This is a genomic window from Vibrio qingdaonensis, from assembly GCF_026191675.1.
GTDB lineage: Bacteria > Pseudomonadota > Gammaproteobacteria > Enterobacterales > Vibrionaceae > Vibrio > Vibrio qingdaonensis.
In genome coordinates, this window is the sequence record NZ_JAKRRY010000204.1 from 1 (window position 1) to 261 (window position 261).

1 pseudogene is annotated in these 261 nt (G+C 49.4%); it reads left to right on the plus strand.

The annotated features are described in order from the left end of the window. Positions 1 to 261 (plus strand): annotated as a pseudogene (locus MD535_RS26040) (Ig-like domain-containing protein); the annotation flags it as partial.

The following is a 261-nucleotide window of genomic DNA, read 5'->3' on the forward strand; positions in this document are numbered from 1 at the left end:
ACGTACAGTGATAGCACATCCTCAGATGTCACGACGTCTGTCACTTGGACACCGGAGGATACGGCTACAGCCACGGTGACTTCTGGTGGTTTATTGTCAGGGGTGGATGTGAGTAATACAACACTGACGGCAAGGAAGGACGGGGTTACCAGTAATACAGTGACTGTTAATGTGAGTGCAGCGGTGATTACTGATATTACCGTCACGCCTTCGTTGGTAAATATAGCGAAAGGTCAAACTCAGCAGTTGGTAGCGATGGCG